The 22,031-nt window shown below is 42.5% G+C and carries 16 protein-coding genes; 8 read left to right on the top strand and 8 right to left on the bottom strand.

The features are described 5' to 3' along the window. Positions 1-42 precede the first annotated feature (42 nt). On the bottom strand, positions 43-924 hold the full coding sequence (locus AC27KT_RS18080) for a hypothetical protein (RefSeq protein ID WP_456252794.1): 882 nt from the start codon (positions 922-924) through the stop codon (positions 43-45). A gap of 169 nt (positions 925-1,093) precedes the next feature. Here AC27KT_RS18080 and AC27KT_RS18075 point away from each other — a divergent pair, with 169 nt between their 5' ends. From AC27KT_RS18075 to AC27KT_RS18065, 3 genes are all read left to right on the top strand, one after another. Next, positions 1,094-2,896: a glycoside hydrolase family 43 protein gene (locus AC27KT_RS18075; protein WP_487132235.1), complete on the top strand. Its 1,803-nt coding sequence runs from the start codon at positions 1,094-1,096 to the stop codon at positions 2,894-2,896. Positions 2,897-3,149: 253 nt separating this feature from the next. Continuing rightward, entirely contained in the window at positions 3,150-3,434 is a 285-nt protein-coding gene (locus AC27KT_RS18070; protein WP_456252796.1) for a helix-turn-helix domain-containing protein, read from the top strand. Then, positions 3,431-4,696, top strand: a complete 1,266-nt coding sequence (locus tag AC27KT_RS18065; protein ID WP_456252797.1) for a HipA domain-containing protein — start codon at positions 3,431-3,433, stop codon at positions 4,694-4,696. The genes AC27KT_RS18070 and AC27KT_RS18065 overlap by 4 nt, the downstream gene beginning before the upstream one ends. Positions 4,697-4,937: 241 nt before the next feature. Here AC27KT_RS18065 and AC27KT_RS18060 read toward each other — a convergent pair whose 3' ends face one another. From AC27KT_RS18060 to AC27KT_RS18040, 5 genes are all read right to left on the bottom strand, one after another. Then, a complete protein-coding gene (locus AC27KT_RS18060) occupies positions 4,938-5,948 on the bottom strand; it encodes a YhdH/YhfP family quinone oxidoreductase (RefSeq protein ID WP_456252710.1) in 1,011 nt (336 codons plus the stop codon). A gap of 96 nt (positions 5,949-6,044) precedes the next feature. Further along, the gene (locus AC27KT_RS18055; RefSeq protein ID WP_487132232.1) at positions 6,045-6,752 is read right to left on the bottom strand and encodes a 3-keto-disaccharide hydrolase; all 708 of its coding nucleotides are present in this window, start codon (positions 6,750-6,752) and stop codon (positions 6,045-6,047) included. Between the two features lie 10 nt (positions 6,753-6,762). Then, the gene (locus AC27KT_RS18050) at positions 6,763-7,959 is read right to left on the bottom strand and encodes a hypothetical protein (protein ID WP_487132230.1); all 1,197 of its coding nucleotides are present in this window, start codon (positions 7,957-7,959) and stop codon (positions 6,763-6,765) included. Positions 7,960-7,970: 11 nt separating this feature from the next. Further along, positions 7,971-10,745: a family 78 glycoside hydrolase catalytic domain gene (locus tag AC27KT_RS18045; RefSeq protein ID WP_456252713.1), complete on the bottom strand. Its 2,775-nt coding sequence runs from the start codon at positions 10,743-10,745 to the stop codon at positions 7,971-7,973. A 16-nt stretch (positions 10,746-10,761) separates the two neighbouring features. Beyond that, entirely contained in the window at positions 10,762-12,483 is a 1,722-nt protein-coding gene (locus AC27KT_RS18040; RefSeq protein WP_487132228.1) for a sulfatase family protein, read from the bottom strand. A 393-nt stretch (positions 12,484-12,876) separates the two neighbouring features. Here AC27KT_RS18040 and AC27KT_RS18035 point away from each other — a divergent pair, with 393 nt between their 5' ends. The 5 genes from AC27KT_RS18035 to AC27KT_RS18015 all read left to right on the top strand — a co-directional run bounded on the left by AC27KT_RS18035 (position 12,877) and on the right by AC27KT_RS18015 (position 20,027). Beyond that, positions 12,877-14,235, top strand: a complete 1,359-nt coding sequence (locus AC27KT_RS18035) for a BNR repeat-containing protein (RefSeq protein WP_269918676.1) — start codon at positions 12,877-12,879, stop codon at positions 14,233-14,235. A 56-nt stretch (positions 14,236-14,291) separates the two neighbouring features. Beyond that, on the top strand, positions 14,292-15,701 hold the full coding sequence (locus AC27KT_RS18030) for a sulfatase-like hydrolase/transferase (protein WP_487132225.1): 1,410 nt from the start codon (positions 14,292-14,294) through the stop codon (positions 15,699-15,701). A 23-nt stretch (positions 15,702-15,724) separates the two neighbouring features. Further along, positions 15,725-17,182, top strand: coding sequence for a BNR-4 repeat-containing protein (locus tag AC27KT_RS18025; protein ID WP_487132223.1), 1,458 nt, complete (start codon positions 15,725-15,727; stop codon positions 17,180-17,182). Positions 17,183-17,249: 67 nt separating this feature from the next. Further along, positions 17,250-18,491: a glycoside hydrolase family 88/105 protein gene (locus tag AC27KT_RS18020; protein WP_487132221.1), complete on the top strand. Its 1,242-nt coding sequence runs from the start codon at positions 17,250-17,252 to the stop codon at positions 18,489-18,491. 117 nt (positions 18,492-18,608) lie between these two features. Further along, positions 18,609-20,027: a sulfatase family protein gene (locus AC27KT_RS18015; RefSeq protein ID WP_487132219.1), complete on the top strand. Its 1,419-nt coding sequence runs from the start codon at positions 18,609-18,611 to the stop codon at positions 20,025-20,027. A 57-nt stretch (positions 20,028-20,084) separates the two neighbouring features. On the opposite strand, the gene AC27KT_RS18010 is transcribed toward AC27KT_RS18015, so the two are convergent. Together AC27KT_RS18010 and AC27KT_RS18005 are read right to left on the bottom strand one after the other, a co-directional pair. After that, positions 20,085-20,576, bottom strand: coding sequence for a YgjV family protein (locus AC27KT_RS18010; RefSeq protein WP_269918671.1), 492 nt, complete (start codon positions 20,574-20,576; stop codon positions 20,085-20,087). A 72-nt stretch (positions 20,577-20,648) separates the two neighbouring features. Then, on the bottom strand, positions 20,649-22,031 hold the full coding sequence (locus AC27KT_RS18005; protein ID WP_269918670.1) for an NAD(P)(+) transhydrogenase (Re/Si-specific) subunit beta: 1,383 nt from the start codon (positions 22,029-22,031) through the stop codon (positions 20,649-20,651).

The following is a 22,031-nucleotide window of genomic DNA, read 5'->3' as shown; positions in this document are numbered from 1 at the left end:
CGCGCAAGCTATGCTGGCGCGTGATTGTCTAATCTAATACGTTTATTGTTTAAGCGTAAGCTTGATATTCTCGGGTGTGGCATGTTTGTCTCCACCATTATCCGCACCCGTAATCCACCAGTAAATCATACCGGCATCAGAGCTATCAAATTTGCCTGCTTGAAAGGGAACGATATCGTCCTGTTCAGCATATTCGAGCATTTCGTAGATAAGCGAGATACCGTCATCTTTACTATCTTTGGCCCAATCCCAAGCATTAATCGGCGTTTGCAAGCCTACATTCTGATCGCCTATTTGGTGCTCTTCAACACCGAAGTCCAGTATTTGTTGCCATGTAAAATAGTCTCCGCTGTTATCATTTGCGGGGTGATGAGAAACTACTTTCACGTATTGTCGTTTGCTATCTTCTGATTCTTGAAGGGCATAGCCAATAACATCAGGTTCGCCAGCTTCAATAATCCATAAAGGTCTATCTGCGGTAGCATTGTTGATTGCTAGCGTTAAGTCTTCAATTGCAGCTTGTTGTTCTGCTCTACAATTAAATAATTTTTCAACGTTTTCGAATGGACCAAAAACATTAAGTGCGCGGTTTATAGAACTGTCGAGCACTCGTTGACGTCTGCTCTCGTTTTCTGGATCTATTTGATACCTAGCTTTATTTCTGAAGGGGTCTAAATCGCAAGAGTGAGAAATATGAACAAGTCTGTCTGCAGCGCCGGCCTTATCAAGTAACGCCAATAAAACAGGAGTTGCGCCTATATCATCAGGGTCAGGTGAATTGCCGTCTATCACAACCGCAAGTGTGCCGCTAGGTAAATTGACGTGTTCAAGAGTCGAAGACTCGGATTGTTTATTGATAATAGATGCTGAATTACAAGCAGAAAGTGCAAAACCAGCCACTACAAGGTTTATAAAAGATTTCACGAGGGCCCCTAACACGTATCTCTTCAAAACCTGAGGCAGGAATGTATCCGAAGAAAGTTCGTGATTGCAAATGATTGATATTTGTCAATGGTAATCAAAATGTGTCACTATGTAAATATTGTTAACGATCGCACCAATGTTACTTACTGAAAAGAGTAGTTGAAATTCTATGGACACATTAAAGCAAATGAACTTTAAAAAATTGGGTATTGCATCCGTACTACTTACGGTGCTTTCCGGTTGTCAGGTTGATGCTTCAAGCACGCTTTCTATGCAAGAGAGGCCAACAAAACAGGCAACTACCGGAAGCTTCGGTGATCAAGGTGACGGCACTTATATAAACCCCATTTTAAACGCCGACTACCCAGACTCAGATATTGAGCAAGTGGGCGACACGTATTACATGATCACGTCGAAGCAGCATATGTCACCAGGTATGCCTATTCTTAAGTCAAAAGACATGGTGAACTGGGAAAACGTCGGTCACGCTTTTTCCAGTCTATCTTGGGCGCCGGAATACAACTGGGATCGAATGAATGGCTATTCTTTTGGAGTATGGGCTGGTGACTTAGCGTATCACGAGGGTAAGTGGTACGTGTATCAAATAGACTATCAACACGGATTAATGGTCACAACAGCTGACAATATTGAAGGCCCGTGGAGCGAGCCAATCATGATGCTTCCCAAAGCTGATGTGTTAGACGACCCAGCTGTATATTGGGACGAGGAAACACACGAAGCCTATATTATTGTTAACTCAGGCACTAAACAAAAAAGTGCAGATAACACCATTGAAGGTAATGAAAATCGAATTTACCGAATGAGCTGGGATGGCACTAAAATACTTGATGAGGGCAAGCTGGTATATACCGGAATGGGTGCTGAAGCTGCCAAAATTTATAAGAAAGACGGGTATTGGTACATATTCATGGCGCAGTGGACCATGGGAGACAAATCTACAAAGCCTGGCGTTAAAAATCCAAAGAATGATAGAAAGCAATTGGTTTTGCGGTCTAAAGAAAGTATCTATGGACCGTATGAGGTTAAAACCGTATTGGAGAAAGGTTCAGAATTTGGTAACCGTAGTGCAAGCCAAGGTGGGTTAATGCAAGCCCCTGACGGTAGTTGGTGGTATATGCATCAGCTTATTCAAAATGACGATATTCCATTCCAAGGTCGTCCACAATGTCTGGAGCCTGTTACTTGGATAAACGACTGGCCAATTATTGGTGTAGATGAAGACAATGATGGGATAGGTGAGCCTGTTAAACGTTTTGAAAAGCCGATAAAAGGTTACCCTATTGCGGCGCCGCGTTCAGATGACGATTTTTCTGCTGGCGATTTAGGCCCACAGTGGGAGTGGAACCATAATCCACGAGACAGTCACTGGTCATTATCAGAACGAGATGGTTGGTTAAGGCTTAAGGCTAGTAAGGTTTTACCGCAAGGCGATAAGTACGGCCCTAAAATTAACGAATGGACTAATAATGATGGTTCAGATGGCGATTTCTGGCGCGCTAGTAATACCATTAGCCAACGTATAATGGGCATTACAACAGGCACGGCTGTAGCTAAGTTCGATATTAGCGGTATAGCGCCAAATCAATTAGCGGGTTTTGTTAGGTACGGCGGTACGTTTAACTTATTAGGCGTGGAAGGCCTAGAAGATGGCACAACTCGTTTGTTTTACATGGATGGAATGAGTAAAAAAGAAGTTGGTCCAATAATCGAAAGTGACACGCTATATATCAGAACTTCTAATGCGAGGAACAAAGCAACATACGAATACAGCTTAGATGGCAAAAGCTATCGGGCTTTCGGCCCAACTTTCACCATCAGCTTCGGTAAATGGACGGGTGACAGATTAGGCTTCTTTTCTTGGAACGAGAAAAAGGACGATGGTTACATCGACGTAGACTGGTTCAAATATGACTACGATGGCCCTAAGGGTACTCAACAGATAATGTTTTAGCCTAAAGCTTTGGTGATAAAGAAAGGCTGTAGCGTAGTGCTACGGCCTTTTTTAATGAGAGAAAGTATGTAACCTGAATTAGCGATCATTATTAGATGGCGTGAACCAGAAGAAAAAATTACAACCGCGTTCGCGGTTACTTCTTGCCCTCATTAGGTTTGATGTTTGATTTAACCGCGAACGCATATAAATGCTTGTTATTTGTCTCATCTTTTATAAAATAACCGCGGACGCATATATTTGAGGGTATTGTGTGAAATTTTCAGTTAAAGATGTCAAACAATTGGGTAAAGCCGCGCAACTAGTCAGGAAGACGCAAGGTCTTGATCAGATGTCTGTTGCCTCTTTGTCTTCCAATGGCACAACGTTCCTTAGTGAATTTGAGAATGGCAAGCCGACGGTTGAATTAGGTCGAGTGTTGCGAGTTTTGGATTCATTGGGGATCGCGGTCACCATTGATATACCAATTGAACAAGAGTCACTTTCAGATGCACAACGAAAACGGATGTTACAAATAATAGACGGCATTGATTTATGAACCGAGCTCTTGATGTATATGCGGATGATACGTTCGTTGGCAAATTGACTGACGAGAATAATATTTGGGGGTTTGAGTACGCCCCAGCTTGGTTAGCAAGCGAGAATCGCCACCCGCTGTCTCCTCATATTCCTTTACGAGAAGGGAAGCACATCGACGGTGCTACCTATCGACCGGTGCAGTGGTTTTTTGACAACCTTTTACCCGAAGAGAAAGCGCGTGATTTGCTGGCAAAAAACGTGAGAGTGCCAATAGAAGATGCCTTTGGATTACTCAAAGTTGCCGGTGCTGAATCTGCTGGTGCCATAACCTTGTTGCCGGAGGGCGAGCCGCTTACAAGAGGTGAAGTACATTCACTTACTTACGAAGAAGTGAATGAGCGAATAAAAAATTTGCCAAAAGCGCCTTTGAACCGCGCCGAGCGTAAAAGAATGTCCGTAGCCGGGGCGCAGCACAAGATGCTGGTTATCTATCGCGACGGTGAAATTTTGGAGCCTTCGGGATTTTTTCCGTCGACTCACATTCTTAAACCTGAACATTCTTCGCCAGATGTTTATTACCACACCGTTAGGAATGAATGGTTTGTAATGAAGTTGGCAAAGCTTTGTGGTTTAGACGTTCCTTCGGTAGATATTCGCTATTTGCCGGAGCCGGTATACCTTATAGAGCGGTTTGATCGCGTAGGCTTGTACCCTAATCAACATCGTTGCCACGTCTTAGATGGTTGTCAGTTACTGAATCTTGCACCAAATATGAAATACCTCAACAGCACTGCAGAGAATCTAAACCAGCTAGCGCAGCTTTCCAGAATGAAAGCCAAAACAACGCTGGATATCTTTCGTTGGGCTTTATTTAATGCGTTAGTTGGTAATGGCGACGCTCATCTGAAAAACCTCTCATTCTTCATCAAAGACTCTGATGTAGTTATGACCCCACATTATGATTTATTGTCGACGGCGATATATGAACTGCCGCATAAACACATGGATCATGAACTATCCCAGCCTATGGGAAAAGCACAATTCTTGGGAGAATTGTCAGAAGCAAACATTATGGAATTTGCTGAGGAATTACATGTCCCCGCTTCTTTGGCGGCGGTTCAGGTGAGAAAAATGACAAAAGCTATCGAGCAAAATGCTAGTCGTTTAATAAATATTGTTAAAAATGAAGAACAGCATTCTGGCAAAGCTGGAGAGGAGCGTATGGTTAATGAAATATTTCATAACTGCATCAAAGAAACAATCGCTAACCTCAAGCTTTAGCGCGGGTTCTGCGTTGTGACAGCGGAAGTCCAAATTCAAACGCTAAACGCCCAGATGTTGTCTGAAGCTGAGCTTTATCAAGTAAAATACACCGTTAAGGCTCTGGCGTAGCAGTTGTTTTCGTACCGTCGACTAATCGCGTCAGGTATGCTTGTTTTCAGTTGATGGTGTACGTGTTGGTATAAGCGCCTCATTTCTAAAAATGAGGCGCCTGTTCAGCAATCAGCTTTCTTTGTTGAATTTACGCGTCTTTTAAATTCACGACGTACCGCCCAACCACTTTACCATTGAAGAATCTATCTAGATATTCTGGCGTATCATTTAGTGATATTTCTTGATAGTAGCTTTCTAAGTTAGGTAGTTTCATGTCTGTCGCGACTCGTTTCCAAATGTGTTGCTTATCTTCAAGTGGAATATAAACAGAGTCGACACCCAACAAAGATACGCCTCGTGTGATAAAAGGAATAACGTTCATTGCTATGTCAGGTGAAGCAGCGAGTCCGACAGAAGTGACTCCACCACCAGGTTTAACTTGCTTAAGCAATCCCGTTAAGTAATCTCCACCAAGCGTATCAATAGCGTGAGCCCACTTAGGCTTGCCGGCAATAGCGTCCTTTACTTCTAAAATAACTTCTCTGTGCAAAACTTCGCTAGCACCCAGTGACTTTAGCTTCTCAGATTGTTCAGGCTTTCCTGAAAAGGCTATAACCTCATAGCCAAGATGAGAGAGAAGGGCAATACTGATACTGCCAACACCTCCAGTAGCGCCAGTCACACCCACCGGGCCATCACTGGGCTTCGCTCCCATTTTCTCTAATTTTTGTATGCAAAGCGCAGCGGTTAATCCTCCAGTCCCATAAATCATCGCTTCTTTCAGAGACAATGAACTGGGGCGCTTAACTGCCCAATCGGCTGGTATTGATATTTTTTGGCCAAGGCCGCCAGGTGTGTTCATACCTAAGTCATAACCAAACACAAGGACTTCGTCACCAGCACTAAAGGTACCTGACTTATCGCTAACTACTATTCCTGCTGCATCGATTCCGGGCGTATGAGGAAAGTTTTGAGTAATTCGTTTATTGCCACTTGCTGACATAGCGTCTTTATAATTTAAAGACGAGTAATGGACATCTATCAACAAGTCATTATCTGGAAGTTGACTCACTTCTCGCTCAACTACTTTTTTACTAAAGCTATTATCGCTATGCTCTTCAACAAACAGCGCTTTGAACGTGGTTGAATTGTTACTCATAACTTTTCTCCATAAATACCATTGTATTTTAGGCCTACGACTTTAAAGGAATTATCTAAGAAAGCTGAGCACTCAAGCTTCTGCATCTTCTTGAGTCTACAGAGAAGTAATCGCGATATTCCTAAAGCGCACTATGTTACTTTTGTCCCGATCTTCTCTATATGCTTTGCTGCCGTGATGTTGAAATGCGATTACTCCCTCGCTGTCTTTCACATCTTTAACATGGGTCGTCAGCAGGCCATTAATAAAAATTTTGATATCAGAACCTTTACACACTATTTTTATCTTGTTCCACGTTAAGTGACTATAAGCTTCACCTTGCTCTTTAGTCCATTCACCTAAGTAGTTGGTAACAAAGTCTTCATCGGGGTGAGAACGGGTGGGGTGTATTGGGTAAAGCCACTTTCTGCGGCCCTGATCGTAAAGCCCGCCTGTCCATTTTCTGTCACTGGGGTCAATATCTACTTGATAGCCTATAATTTGTTTACCTTTATCGGTTTCGATAATTTGACCTCGGAAAATTATGCCTGAATTACTGTACTCTGACGTATCTGGCATCATTACTTCTGCTTCAAGTACAAAGTCTTCATAAATTTTTCTAGTTGAAAAGAACCAATTTTTTTCAGCTATAAGCTGCAGTTCTCCATCAACAAAATGTGCTTCGCCGTCATTATAAACATTTTTGAATTTTGACAGTTTTTCGTCTAATAAATACTCAGTAGAAGTGCACCCATTTAACATTAAAAGCGCAGCAAAGAGACTAAAAAATGTAGAGCATCTCATGATTAAATCTCCAGTTAGCACAAACTATAAATTATTCCTGAAATACCAGTCCGCGCCACCTTCCTCTCGCGTAAGCCGTGCCACCGTTTTCAGGAATTTTTCCGTTCGTTACTGCCTTTGATTTAACGGTAATGATGTCACCTGGCTTTAAAGTAAGTGAGCCTAAGTCAAAATAGTTTTCTTGGTAATCTGTCTCGGTTTCACTATTGGTGTAGCTACCTATTTCTTTGTTATTAAGTAGAACTTTATAAGGTGACTCACCATCTATTTCGCCAAGCGTAACCAATATTACGTTTTTAAATGTTTTTTGAGGGCTAGCCTTTTTACCCCACACTTTTTCAGGAACCTTAAGTTCTGATGTCGCCCAGACATTTCGATACTGAATCTCTCTAGCATCAATGCCTAACGCACTATTTCTGCGGTCATGATAAAAGGGAACATCACCGGCAGACTCAAAGGTTTGGGGAGCTTCTAAAATAAGGCTGTATTTCTGTACGTCAACGAACGTTTCTTTTAACGGAAGGGGCAATGGTGTATGTCTGGTTTCGCTTGGACCCACGCCCACGGGCTTGTAATTAGCGTCTCTAGTCAGAATGATTTTGTCTAGCTCGAAGCCATCTTCACGCATAGATAGGGTGATATTGTGTACACCACTTTCAGGTATATCTAACCAAATAGTGTTTGGTGTCCCGCAATGGTTGTCTTTGCGCCTTTGATTAGACGACCAAGTCCACTTATTTTTACCCTCACAAAGTTGAAGCCTTTGGCTGCTTGAAGGCCACGTATTGTTTAACCCAACATGCAAACCATTGTCTTCGCTTCCTGTGCTAAAAGCCCGAGCCCAAACGAAGTATTTACCAGGTGTATCGAAATAAACGGGGTAGGTTAGCACAGCCAACTTACCTGGTTTTGCAGAAAAGTTTACGCCATGCTCCAAAGGCTCGGAATGGTTTGTTCTTGTGTCTGGCAATAACTCAATATACGCATTGTTGCTGGCGCCCTCTAAATGGATTGTGTCGCTATCGGCTAATCCATGTGTGCTATTACTTAGACTGTTAAAAACAATCCAACGGCGCGTATCGGCTTTATGTTGTGTAGAATAATGTTCAGCTTCTATCACCGCAGTTCCGTTTTCAACAGAGATAATGGAGTCTTGAGTGCTCGCAAAACTACTCGTTGCCGCACTTAGTGAAAAAAGTAGGCAAGTAAAAGCTGTGAACCTATTCATATAGTTAATCATTATAGCGTTCTCTTAGAGCCGTTAGAGCCCTTGGCCTCAAGGGTTATGCGAAATTGATATTGCCCAGTCGGTAGAGATGTCCACTGGTTAAGTACTTCCCCATTAGATTTTTCAGCCAGTTCAACTTTGTATTGTGCCGGTGGAATAAACTCTGCGGTGGTATTGAAAGGAATCGTGACAAATACATCGAACCCACTACTTGCCATATTCCAACTGACATCAATAGTTCCACTAGGTGTAGGTATGGAACCATCAGCATAGCCAAGTTTCGAAGTAAGTTGGGGGGAGATAACCGCTCTCTTGAAGCCAGGTAGCAAAGGCTTGACGCCCAAAATACCCTCGTAAAACCACCTTGAAATCGTACCGTAGGCGTAGTGATTCAACGAATTCATGCCTTGTGGGTTAAATCCGTCTTCTATTGAGTACGAGTTCCAGCGTTCCCATGTGGTGGTAGCGCCATTGTTGATTGAGTAGAACCAAGATGGATAAGTTTCTTTAAATAACAGTGCATAGACTAAATCAGTACGTCCAGCCTCTTGTAGAACATTAGCCAGTAACGGTGTTCCGAGAAAGCCCGTTCTTAGGTGAGTGTCCGACGCCTCTAGTAACGAAACGAGTCTAGCTTGTGCTACTTTTACTTCGTTATCAGGTAAAAGGTTGAAAGCGAGTGCAAGAAGATAAGCTGTTTGTGTTTCCTTTCCTTTAACTACGTTTAAATTTGAGTCAAAGAACTCGCTTCTGAAAGCCTTCGCTAGCTCTTTGTGTTTACTCGCTAAGCGTTTAGCATCTTTATTGAAGCCAAGCTCCAATGCTGTTTTTTTGGTTAGCTCTACCGAACGAGCAAAAAATGCTGTCGAGATAAGAGAGAAGTCAGTGTCTCCTCGGTTTGCCCCTTTTCCTTGTTTTTCAGGGTAGGGTTGTAGCCAATCTCCGAACGTCATCATGCTTGAGATGTTGTCTTTAGCTTGGCTCTCGTGGTAATTAATCCAGGCTTTCATTGATGGGTAGCTGTCATCCAGAATCTTTTTATCACCTGTCATCATGTAGAGCTCCCACGGGAGAATAGTCGCAGCGTCGCCCCAACCCGATGACGTCCAATTTATCCATTTTACAAAGGGGACGTAGAGCGGAACGAAGCCGTCTTCTGTTTGTTCTTCTCGCAAACTTTTAAGATAGGCAGACCAGAATCCATATACATCCGCCATATACATTGATGGAGCTATAAAAGCGTTGGCATCACCTGTCCAGCCTAGCCTTTCGTCGCGCTGAGGGCAGTCCAATGGGATATCGAAAAAGTTGCCTTTTAACCCCCAATTAATATTTTCAAACAGTTTGTTCAATTTTGGGTTGGCACTAGAGAAATTGTTATATAGCGCTACGTCAGAATGTTGTACGTTCGCTACTATCCAATCTTTTACAGGAACTTTGCTGTCGTCAAAACCAGATACTTCTATGTAACGAAATCCATGGAAGGTGAAAGTAGGAGTATATTTGGCAACGCCGCTTTTAGAAGGTAAGTAGTAATCCGTTGAATGCGCCGAACGATAATTCTCTGTGTAAAAGCTTCCTTTATTTAGTGCCTCAGCAAAGCGTAACTTAACTTCCTTTCCTTCTTTAACGGGAATGTTAATAGAAGGCACGCCCACCATATTTTGGCCAAAGTCAAAAATAACGGTGTCTTTATCAATTTGCTTGAATGATATTGGGGTTAACTGCTTTATATTACGAACGGGTGAGTGACGTTTCGGTCGTAAGAGTGTGTCAGGTGTTACCAACTCGGTAACAGCAGTGCTCCATTTAGAATCATCAAAACCTGGTTTAGTCCAACCGTCCATTTCGAACCGCTGGTCATATCGTTCTCCATCGTAATTACTCGCAAAACGAATGGGTCCCGCCTGTGTTGCTTTCCAAGAGTCGTTCGTTGTAACAAGTAATGTCGTATTGTCTGAATAAGTAATTTCAAGCTGAGTAAGAAACCGTGGCGGTTTTAAATGGTCGGTTTCCTTTAAGTCTGCAATTCTTCCCGAATACCAACCACCTGCAATGATGGCCCCAAGTACATTTTCGTTTTGGTTAACTAAAGAGGTTACATCATAGGTAAGGGTTTCAATTCGTTTTTCATAAGGTGTCCAACCTGGTGGCAATGCATCGTTGGCGGTGACGTCCTCACCATTTAAAAAAACCTTAAACACACCTTTCGCCGTTACATATAGCCTTGCTTTACTTACTTCCTTATCTAACGAAAACGGCTTTCTAAAATACTGCGGTGTAGCTAAAGTGCTTTGTGAGGGTGATTCAGTTGCTTGGGTTTCTTTCGCCCCTATCCATGAAGCTTTCCAGTCGCTATTTTTAAGCAGGCCTAACTCAATGTGCGCTACGTCGCTCCATTGCGAGGCGATATTGTTTTCGTCCCAAAACCTAACTCTCCAAAACACCTTTTCTCTTGAGGTGATTGGCTTACCTTCGTAATTTACCCATGACATGGCGGAAGACTGGACCTTGCCACTATCCCATTTATCTGGTTTACCCATTAAGTTTTCAAATGTTGACGCTACTTGTATTTGATACGCCAATTGTTGAGTAGACTTTTTATTGTCTAACGGTGCCTTCCAAGAAAAACGTGGAGTAGATTCATAATAGCCAAGCGGGTTCGTGAACCCTTCTCCTACAGTTAATGATGTGGGTTTATCATAATTAGAAGAAGAATGAGATGAACAGGCTCCTAAGAAAATAACCGTTACTGCGGCAAGCCAAAATACTCTTACAAAATTCATTTTTAGTCCTTGAACATCAATTTTCTTCAAAAGTCAGCGTTGTTGTAGCACTCTCGATGTAACCTGGTCTATGTGCGACAGCTTCTATTACACCGGGTTTAATAGGTTGCCCTTCTTTATATATTTGCCAATTTTGTGACGTTTTTTCTTCTTTATATCTAAAAGAAATAAAAGCCCCTGGGGTTTCGCTAGCAATTACTGCTTTGCCATTTTCAATGACTAATTCGGGTGCTTGGGTCTTAGGCTGAGTGCTTGCATCGTCCCATAAGGTAGTAATGAGCTGCCTCTCTGTTACTAAAGGATCGTCACCAATATCCTTTAACCACTCGTTCAGTGCACTCTCCATCTCTTTACGTTTATTTTGATAGTTTTTGATATAGGCAAGGTTTGATAGTTCGTAAGGATCATTGCAAACATTGAAAAGCTCATAAGCGTCCTTGGTTTTTCGAAACCATTGGCTTTGTGCTTCATTGAGTTTACCCGCAGCATTTAATGCAAGTAGCTCGCGCATACTCGGTATTTTCTCTCGGTATGCAACAGGAAGGTAATACGGGTCATTAGGACGATAATTGCGAATATATTTATAGCAGTGATCTCTGACGGCTCTTATTGTGTCGGTAAAGCCATCGAACCTATCGGCTGCAGCGTAAATGTATTCTCTTTCATTTGCGGTGTTTAAAAAGTTTTCCCCTTGCATGTAATCAGGAATGGGAACGCCAGCCATAGCGAGTGTAGTCGGTGCGAAGTCCACAAAAGACACAAGACGCTCTTCTATCGTTCCTGCTTTCTTACCGTTGGGAAAGCGGATAATTAATGGTACTTTTAGCCCGCTGTCATAGATTAGGCGTTTTTGCCTTGGCATTGGACCGCCGTGATCAGAGTAGAAAACTATTATAGTGTTGTCTAACAAGCCGTCATCCTCTAACACATCTAAAATTGCTCCGATTTGTCTATCAGTTTCGGCTAAATTATTGTAAACCTTCCATAGGTCTCTCTGCACAATTGGCGTATCGGGTAAGTAAGGTGGGACTGGAAACTTGGTCTCTGGGTCTACATGAATAGGTGTAGAGTCTTTATCCGTCTTAATTCTATGATCGGTAGGCAGTGCCGAAATCTTGTCAGCGTCATTAGAAAAGTAATGTCGTTGTTCCAGCATTCTTATGCCGTAAGGTTCAAATAGGCCTGACTCATGAGTTGTAGTGAAATTGAAAATAGAGAAAAAAGGCTGGTTACTCGGGCGGTTGCGCCAGTGAGCGTAAATTCCATTTTCATCCCACGCTGTCTTTGGTGCTTTAAATTGATAGTCGTTTTTATAGTTGTTAGTGGTGTAGTAACCTGCCTCCCTCAGCAACTGGCTTAACATCTTTGTGTTTTGAGGAGGGACTGCTTCATACTTTGGCAGGCCTGTCTCTTCAGTGTTAGATAATGTTCTCATATTGTTAGCGCCGAACCCATTAGGGTAGAGCCCTGTCGCTAACGCTGCTCTACTTGGTGCGCAAACGCCTGATGTTGAGAAAACGTTATTATATACAACACCCTCATCAGCCAATCTAGATATGTTCGGAGTTTCAATACTGTCGTCACCGTACATAGGCAGTAGTGGGCTCATGTCCTCTATTACTAGCCACAAAATATTCGGCTGTTCAGAGCTTGCGCTGGCCTGCATTGAACAGCTTAGTATGAGAGCTAAAGTTGCTAAAACTTTGAGCACACCAGGTTTCATTTTGATAGTAACCACACTACACCCCTTTCTCATTCAACACTTTATAAGAAGAATCCAGATCAGTTTTTCAAACCCGATATTAACATCTTTTTAATCATAAATGTAAATAATAGGTCAAATTCAATCTTTTCTGAGTGCTTTCTACTTTCTCAGTTAAGGCAATCGCTGTTTTTATCAGTCCTATTTCTAAAGCGCTTGTTTTTTCAATTATTACAGCATGTTGCTATTGTTCGGTGGAATTACAATACTTTTACGGAGTTACATTCAACGCTAAATCGTTCTTTATTATGCAATAGAAGAGACTATCGTATTGTTTATAGTGTGAGTGAAAAAGATTGTAAATGACCGTTGTTTTGTTTAAAGTTGCTACGAGTATTAACGATGTATTAACGTTTCGAGGTTATATTAGTGAACCGAATAAAATCATTGCTTCTTCAGAGTGTGTTGGGTTGTGCGGTTAGCATCAGTGGCGTAGCCGCTGCACAGACTTTCGATAAAGCAGGCTGCTTCGAGGTTGAAGCAATAGATCGTGTTTGGTCGGGGCACCGCGTTGCGTTTGATTATATCGGAAAGGGTGACCAGCAAATTGTGGCTTATTACGATGCTAGCAGACAAATGAGTGTCGCTTATAAACCGTATCCTACAGGAAACTGGATATACCAAAAGTTAGACAGCTATTTAGGGTGGGACAGTCACAACAGTGTTGTTATTGGCCTCGACGAAAAAGGGTATATTCATATCGTTGGGAATCTACACGTTAACCCTATCGTCTATTTTAAAAGTGAAAAACCTTATGACGTGCGAAGTTTAAAACGTGTGGACTTTATGGCTGATAAGGAAACAGAAAGTCGAATGACTTATCCAGAGTTCTTTAACGATGCTGAGGGGAAACTCTATTTTAAGTACAGAAACGGACGAAGTGGGAGCGGTAACGAAATTTATAACGCTTTCAATGCCAAAGACGGAACGTGGCAGAGGTTACACGACTCTCCGTTAGTTGATGGAGAGGGAGAAAGGAATGGTTATTTCTGGGGGCCCGTTCTTGGTCCAGACGGTTACTTTCACCTTTCGTGGGTTTGGAGAGAAACGCCAGTCGCAGCCTCTAATCACGATATTTCATATGCCAAGAGTAAAGATCTTGTGAATTGGCAGAAATCAGACGGTACTGCAATCTCTCTTCCTATGAAATTGAGTAATAGTGAAGCGGCTGTTCCGCTTCCTCAATTTTCAGGCATTTTAAATGGTCACACACCTATTGGGTTCGACCATAAAGCTCGACCTTTAATTTCATATCAAGCCTATGATGAGAAGGGAGATAGCCAGCTCTTTATAGCTAGAAATGACAACGGGAATTGGAAAAGCTTTCAAATATCTAATTGGAAAGACTCACGTCAAGAATTGAATATGACTGGTGCCCTTCCTACTACTCTTACAGTCAAGAAACCAGCGAAGCTCCTTGATAGCGGAGATATAGAGGTATATGCGGATCTAGACGGTACATCTTACGCTTACACACTTGATGCTGATTCGTTAAAGGTTAAATCTGAGTCGACCGGCTCACAAATTCCATCGGCTTTGCTTGCCTATGATAAAACGAATGACATGCCCTTATATACAAAGGCTTTGAAACAGCTTTCGCGAGAGCAAAACCATCTTACTGCTGGAAAACGCTTCTACCTGGCATGGGAAGCCTTGCCGCCTAACCGTGATAAAGGAAGGGCGTTTATACCAGAGCCAACAACATTAACTGCACATTGCCTTGAATAATATGCAGAAAAAAGAAACAAGCGGTTTTAAATTTTTAACTTTTACTAGGAAATACCATGAACAAACTAAGGTTTAGTCTTATAAGCGTACTTGGTGCTCTATTCACATCTCTTTCTTCTAGTGTAGCAGCACAGGACAAACCCAATATTCTATTCATCCTTACAGATGATTTGGGCTTCAACCAAGTCGGTGCCTATGGCAATACGCCAATTAAAACGCCAAACCTAGATGAGCTTGCTTCTAATGGCATACGCTTTGACCAAGCGTATGCGGGGAATACAGTGTGTTCTCCATCACGTGTTTCTTTATTTACAGGTAGAGATGGTCGTTTGATGACAAATAATTCAAACACTGTTCAGTTAACCGAAATGGATATAACCCTAGCGCACGTATTAAAACACGGCGGCTATGACACGGCATTATTTGGTAAATATTCTATTGGTTCACAAATGGGTGTCACAGACCCTCATGCCATGGGGTTCGATACTTGGTACGGGTTTTACTCCATACTCGAGGGTCATCGTCAGTACCCTCACATAGTTTGGAAAGACGGTAAGAAAATTCGCGTCCCTGAGAACGAAGGCGGTAAAAAAGGCGCCTATGCTCAGGAACTTTTCACCAAGGAAGCCATTGAATACATAAAGCAGCCGCGAGAAAACCCATTCTTTATCATGCTTGCTTACTCGTCGCCACATGCTGAATTAGGTGTACCAGAGAAGTTCAGTGAGCAGTACAAATTCGCTGAAACACCCTATACAGGTATGAGAGGTGGTAATCCAGCTGACAAATATGCCTCATACTACCCAGAACCAGTTGATAAACCAAACGCGACATTGGCAGGCATGGTATCTGCACTTGATCACTATATTGGTCAAATTGTTACACAGTTAGACGAAATGGGTGAACTTGATAACACGCTAATCTTCTTTACGTCTGACAATGGCCCGCATGATGAAGGCGGCGCAGACCCTGAATACTTAAAAGCCTCTGAGCCCTATCGTGGTATGAAGCGAGATTTGTACGACGGCGGTATTCACGTTCCAATGATTGTTCATTGGCCAGAGCGCATCAAAGCAGGTCGGACAGACGATACACCTTGGCTATTTGCAGATGTTATGCCCACTGTAGCTGAGCTAGCGGGCGTAAATCTAAACATGGTCCCTAGAGTTAAAACTAACGGTAAATCAATTGTAGGGCTTTTAAAAACTGAGCCCAGCGAGATGGGCGAGCGCGTCCTTTACTGGGAGTTCTCTAAGCAGGTGGGAGATCCTAACTCAGGCGTAATTGGCGATACCTACCAGGCGGCTCGCAAAGGCGAGTGGAAAGCGGTTCGTTACGGCTACGATGCACCACTTGAACTGTTCAATATTGAAAAAGACCCTGCTGAATTGCGTGATCTTTCTAAGAAAAATCCAGATATTGCCAGCGAATTTTTGGCGTTATTTGAAGAAAATAAAGATCAGTAGAGAAGGTGACGGGGATAGATACTATGCGAAAACGTCAATTTTTACTCAAGAAAGCGCAAATAGCGTTTAGTGTAGCTTTAATAAGCGGAGTAACTCTATCTGGCTGTGCTACGCAAACGAGTAAAGTAGGGCCTACAGCCACTGAAAACACTCAGTTTGTAGAGTACTTTGCAGATAACGCAGTAGGTAACCCTCTTGCTATTGTTCAACATCCAGCGGCCATACACCAAAACGGTATCACTTATGTTTCTTATCAAGGACCTAAAGAAGATCCGTTTGTGGCCACTTATGACCACAGAACCAAAGAGTGGAAAGGTCCTTTTAAAGCGGGAACCAGCGAATTGGGCCGTCGTGATGGTGGCAAAAAGTTCGATAACCATGGTAAACCAACCATGCTTATTGATAACGAAGGCTATATCCACATTTTTTATGGTGGCCATGGCGGACATAAATCAAACGGTCACAATCCTTTAGGTAACACGCATTTTGGTGCAAACAAGCATGCCGTTTCTAAACGTCCTTACGACATTACCGAATGGGTAGATCTAGATAACATAACCCCTTTTGGTACTTATAACCAAGTTGTCAAAATGGATAACGGCGATATTTACCTATTCTTTCGTCACGGTGCTCACCGCAGTGATTGGGTGTATCAAAAGTCTGTAGACAACGGGCGAACTTTCTCTGCGCCTGTGTCATTTCTTAAACACAAACGGCGTACGGATATTGAAGCTGTGGATAGCTGGTATGCCTGGGTTGGTAAGGGAGAAGGAGATAACCTAATTGTTTCCTACGACTATCATGTTTGTTGGGATAACGGCGCAGGTGTTAACGGTCGTGGACATACAACTGAACGTCACGATGTTTACTTCATGAATTTCAATACCAAAACAAATGAATGGAGCAATGTAAAAGGTGAGTCTTTGACTCTTCCCGTTACGAAAGAAGTCGCTGATGAAAAAACACTGGCGATGAAAACCGGTGAGCTCTGGACTTTCAACGGTACTTCACATCTAGACAGCAAAGGTTACCCACATATCGCAATAAACGCAGGAATTGATAAAGGCGCTAAAACCGGCGGCCCGAAACAAACTAGGCATGTTTGGTGGGATGGCAAGCAGTGGTTAGGCGGCAATAAAATTATCGAAGGGTACGAAGGTGTATCTCGCGGAGACTTCCGTGTTAACGACCCTGAAGATATTCGCTACCTCGTTGCTTATGAGAAAGACGGGGACGCTGTTTTGTCGTGGTGGAAAAGCAATAACGACGGAAAATCATTTTCTGAAGAGTCAACTGTGCTAAAAAGCGAAAATGCGAGTTTCGCTATTACAACGCTAATTGAGAACGCTCACCCTGAGGCACAGATGCTAGTTGCCGAAAAAGAGAGTGATGAAAATATTAAAATTTATCTGGTCGGTGAAGATGGTCCGATACCAAGGTCGCTGAGTAGCTTTAAATCTTCGAATAATGCGTCTATGTAAGTCAGTATCCAGATTATTGGACCAAGAAATTTGCTAGTAGTCTGCAACAAATTAGTTGGGAATAACTATGAATCACACAAAACTAAAATTATCTGCCATCGCGATGAGTTTAGCATTAGCTATTAGTGCTTGTTCTGGTGAATCACCTGAACAGAAGACACAAAGCGTAGATGTCGAGCCTAAAAAAGAAATGAAAACATCAAAAGATGTGACTGAGCAGGACATTCAAAAAACAGCACAGCGTATCGGGAAAAGTGTCGCAAATTGGCAAATTGCACAGTTCGGTAACCTAAACTATATCCCTGAGTCGCATCGCGCGAAATCTGAAAATGCAAAATTTTGGATTCAAGCCTCTTTCTACATTGGATTAACTCGTTGGATTGACGAAACAGGTAATCAACGTCTGCTGGACTTTGTAAGAACAGTTGCAGAGAGAGAACAGTACGAATTAATACTAGAGCGTCCTTATCACGCAGATGATCATGCTATTGCTCAAACCTATTTATGGCTTGCTGAAAAGACAGGAATGAAATCAGCTTATGGGCCTACTAAACAGGTTTTCGATATGATTTTATCTAACCCCCCACAGGTCGGTCTGGACATGGGTAATTCAGAGTCAAGCACTGGCAAATACCATTTAGAAGGAAACTGCCAGTTAAGATGGTGTTGGGCCGATGCGTTATTCATGGCGCCTCGTGCGTGGGCACAAATGACGAAAGTTACCGGTGACCCCAGATATCTTGAGTACGGAGACAAAGAGTTTTGGGCATCTGCAGACTATTTATTCTCTGATGAATATGGTTTGTTTTATCGAGACAGTCGCTATTTTGATGCAAAAAGCGACAACGGAAAACCGGTCTTTTGGGGGCGCGGAAATGGGTGGGTCTTTGCTGCTATTCCGATGATTATTGAAGAATTACCTGACGATCATCCCTCTAAAGAGCGATACATTGAGCTCTATAAGAAGAATGCTGAAGGACTTATGGCACTTCAGAAAGAAGACGGTTATTGGCCAGCCTCTTTGATGGATCCTGATAAGGTGATGACACCAGAGGTGAGTGGCACAGGGTTTATAACTTTCGGTCTAGCCTGGGGAGTTAATAACGGCATCTTGACTGACCAGCGTTCAAAAGAAATCGTAGAAAAAGGTTGGAAAGCAATCACTGAAGCTGTTACCGACGATGGCCGTGTTCACTGGGTTCAACATGTTGGAAAGAGCCCTGACCCTGTAAAAGAGTCTGACTCACAGCTATACGGTTCTGGTGCTGTGCTACTAGCGGCGTCAGAAATGCTTAAATGGAATAAATAGAAACGTTTTTACTTTAGCCCCTGACTTTACGCGCGTTGGTCAGGGGCTTTTTTGTATCTGCTATAGGTTAAATAAAAGCGCGTTGAGATTATTAATGTAAAGATTAAGGAATTTAAAATGCCTTTATCAAAAAGAAAAATAAAACAAAAACTGTTGGGTGTGACAAGCTGTGCAATTGTTTTATTTTCGATCGCAAGCTGTGCTAATCAGAACAAAGAAGAAGTGACAGCTAAAGTTACAGAGCAGGAAACGCCACCGAATATATTGTTAATATTATCTGATGATCATGCGTGGAATGATTATAGTTTCATGGGGCATGAAATTGTTAATACACCAAGCTTAGATAGTTTGGCCAACGAAGGGGTGACGTTCAGTAAAGGGTATGTTCCAACTTCACTTTGTAGACCTTCCCTTGCAACAATTGCAACAGGCCTTTACGCCAGTCAACACGGCATTACTGGAAACGATCCCTCTAGAGAAACTCCAGGAGGAAAAAAAGGAAAGGAATACCAACAACTTCGTTCGCAGATTATTGCAAAGATTGACGAAGTTAAAACTTTACCAGAGCTATTAAGGGAAAAAGGCTACGCATCTCTGCAAACCGGCAAGTGGTGGGAAGGCAGTTACGAACGAGGCGGTTTTGATGAGGGAATGACAAAGGGATTTCCGAACCCAGTTGGTCGACATGGCGATGAGGGCTTAAAGATTGGTCGTGAGGGAGTGGATACTATTACCAGCTTTATAGACAAGACTCATGAGGCAAATAAGCCGTTTTTTGTTTGGTATGCGCCGTTTATGCCGCACTCGCCACACACACCTCCTAAGCGAATTTTATCTAAGTACGAAAAGTATGACCTACCAGAGTCTATTGCTAAATACTACGCGATGATTGAATGGTTTGATGAAACGAATGGAGAATTGTTTAGCCATCTCGAAAAACGTGGTTTGAAAGATAACACGCTGATTGTCTATGTCTCAGACAACGGGTGGATTACTAACCCAAAGCAAACTGATAGGTTCTTACCAAAATCTAAGCAGAGCCCGAATGAAAGTGGTGTTCGAACCCCTATTATTTACTCATTGCCAAATAAATTTAAGTCTTCGTTTAGACAAGAAAGGGTAAGTAGTATTGATATAGTCCCTACTATTTTAGGTGCTGCGGGTATAAGTGTTCCAAGTGAACTGCCAGGTATTAATTTATACGATAATTTAGTAACGGGTGAAGATATCGACAGAGAATTAATATTTGGTGAAGGTTTTGCACATGATATGGATGACTTAGACGACGTTGAGTCTACACTGCTTTATCGCTGGGTCATTAAAGGCGATTGGAAATTAATTGTTAGCTATGATGGTAAAAATGTTAGTTACCAGAAATATCATGATGAATTTTTGGTTGGCCCAAGACTCTATAATCTCGCCAACGATGAATTCGAAGAGAAAAACTTGGCTGCACAATACCCTGAAAAGGTTGGCGAGCTGAAAAAAGAAATCGAACAGTGGTATGCATTGGTAGAACGTAAGCTAATTCAGTAACACCTTCAATAACACCCATGGGGCTTGTGGGAATTGCCGCAAGCTTCTTTCATTCTTTCAATGATCACTGCGCAATCGATAAATGGTGATGGTATTTGCCACTATCACACTTACTTCAAGCAAAATTCCTCCAACAGAGTCTAAATAAATGTTGTTCGCTAACCAAAAAACGGCCCCGCAAATAAAGAGTTGTCTCATTCTTATGCCAGAAGCGTAAAAGATAGCGTAAGTGCCAAAACATGCGCCAAAAATGGGGCAAACGTCTATTAGCCGGTTAACGTTAAAAGCGCCCCAAACAATATTTATTGCTATAAATACAATGCCTATAAACTTGTGGTTAGTTTTGACCGATATGATCGTGCGAAAAAAGTTGAGAAAATTAGCGATAGTTCCAGTGACGGAACCTAAAAAGAAAAAGTGAGCCGTTTGAAATGAAAACATAACAATTAGGCTTATTTTAAGTTTTATATCGCTTTTTTGTGTAAAAGAGTAAATCGCAACTAAAAAAGCGAGCACACCAAAAAGCTGACCAAGGGAAGTAAAAGACATGCTTGTGATGTACCCACTTAACAGTTAGAAAAAGGCTCGTAAACATACAAATACGAGCTTAGGTTCGTTCAATTAGTCGCCAAATTCGCGAATTAGGCCGTTAATCGTTTCTTTAGCATCGCCCAAGATCATTCGCGTGTTATCCTTAAAGAACAAAGGATTGTCGACACCAGCGAAGCCAGCGTTAGCTGAGCGCTTCAACACAAATACAGTTTTTGCACGATGAGCTTCAATAACCGGCATCCCGTAAATGGGACTACCTTTCATCTCTTTGGCAGCCGGGTTAACAACATCGTTAGCGCCAATTACAATAACAACGTCATAATTTTCCATTCGAGGGTTAACGTCGTCCATTTCGTAAAGCTGGTCGTAAGGAACATCCGCTTCCGCTAACAGAACGTTCATGTGCCCTGGCATACGCCCTGCTACCGCATGAATGGCATAATCCACTGTACAACCGTTTTCTTCTAGTAAGGTGTGAAGCTCTCTAACAGCATGTTGCGCTTGAGCTACGGCCATTCCATAGCCGGGCACAACGAGTACGGCTTGCGCCGCCTCAAGCACATAAAAGGCATCTTGAGGTGATAGCACTTTTATTTCGCCAGTAATAACCTCGCCTTGCTCGATAGGTTTGGCAAACCCAGATAACAAAACGTTCATCAGCGATCTGTTCATCGCCTTACACATTATATTCGTGAGGATCAATCCTGAGGCGCCAACCAGTAGGCCGGTTACAATCAAAATTGTATTGCCTACTGCAAGACCTGCTGCTGAAGCGGCAATACCTGAATAGCTGTTTAGCAAAGCGATAACTACAGGCATATCTGCGCCACCTATAGAGATCGTTGCCCATAGGCCGAAGCTCAGCCCTAATGCAATAATACAATACAGCCATACTTCATTAGACGGTTGTGTAACAAAGAGATACCCCACGGCTACCATAGCCAGCAAATGAAGGATACTTAATTCCCTTAGCCCAGTGAAAATGAACGCCTTTGAAGACAGTTTTCCAGAAAGTTTTCCCCAAGCAACTACGGATCCTGAAAACGTAATCCCGCCAATGAGCAGCGTTAAAAGAACAGTAATGAAAACAAAAGCCTGGTTATAACCCGATGCACTGGCGTCCATACTGCTAACTGTTGCCCATCCTAGTAGCAATGAAGCAGCGCCACCAAAGCCGTTAAAAAGAGAAACCATTTCCGGCATTTGTGTCATCTGCACACTACGTGCTTTCCATGCGCCATACAGTCCACCGATAAGGACACCAACTATAATGTAATGGTAACTGATGATTTGTTGGTCGAGCAGAGTAACCATTACAGCTACAAACATACCCACCGCTGACACGAAGTTGCCTTTGCGTGCTGTTGAAGGATGACTAAGTAACTTAAGACCAAATATAAAAAGCCCTGCTGCTAGCACATAAGCAAGGTTAATAAGTGTTTCAATTGTCAT

This window comes from Alteromonas sp. 5NW40-0090 (genome assembly GCF_057552975.1).
This window is presented reverse-complemented; position numbering and strand designations above follow the sequence as displayed.